Origin of the sequence: Pseudomonas sp. SWRI154, from assembly GCF_014268645.1 — a bacterium.
Classification (GTDB): Bacteria; Pseudomonadota; Gammaproteobacteria; order Pseudomonadales; family Pseudomonadaceae; genus Aquipseudomonas; species Aquipseudomonas marvdashtae.
On sequence record NZ_JABWQW010000076.1, the window covers coordinates 1 to 763 of the forward strand.

Annotated in this window: 1 protein-coding gene; it reads left to right on the top strand. The window is 60.2% G+C overall.

The features are described from left to right. Window positions 1-711 (top strand): group II intron maturase-specific domain-containing protein (locus tag HU806_RS26215; protein ID WP_273018715.1); only part of this gene is annotated, 711 nt, incomplete at its 5' end. Window positions 712-763: the final 52 nt, after the last annotated feature.

Below are 763 nucleotides of genomic sequence, written 5' to 3' on the forward strand. Positions count from 1 at the left end.
CGACGGCAGGAAGGGGCGCCGCAAGGCGGCCCTCTCTCGCCGTTGCTGTCGAACATCCTGCTCAACGAACTCGACCGAGAGTTGGAACGGCGCGGCCATCGCTTCGTGCGTTATGCCGATGATGCGAACATCTATGTACGCAGTCGCCGTGCTGGCGAACGAGTGCTGGCCGGGGTTGAGCGCTTTCTGAATCAGCGTCTGAAACTAACGCTGAATCGGGAAAAGAGCCGCGTGGCACGGCCGTGGGTCTGTGATTACCTGGGTTATGGGATGAGCTGGCATAAGCAGCCGAGGCTGAAAGTGGCGACGCTGAGCCTAGGGCGCTTACGCGACCGGCTTAGAGAGCTGTTGCGCGGAGCGCGGGGCCACAAGATGGCGGACGTCATCGAGCGGATAAACCCGATGCTGCGTGGCTGGGCAGGTTACTTCAAGCTCAGCCAAAGCAAGAAGCCACTTGAAGGGCTGGACGGCTGGGTACGACGCAAACTTCGATGTATCGTCTGGCGCCAATGGAAGCAGCCCCCAACGAGGGGCCGCAACCTGATGCGACTGGGGATCCACGAAGAACGTGCTCGTACATCAGCAGCCAATGGCCGAGGTCCTTGGTGGAATTCGGGGGCGTCGCATATGAATCAGGCGCTGCCGAAGAGGCTGTGGGACCAGCTCGGACTGGTCTCGATACTGGATACGATTAACGGTTTATCCGTATAACCTGAACCGCCGTATACGGAACCGTACGTACGGTGGTGTGAGAGGACGGCGG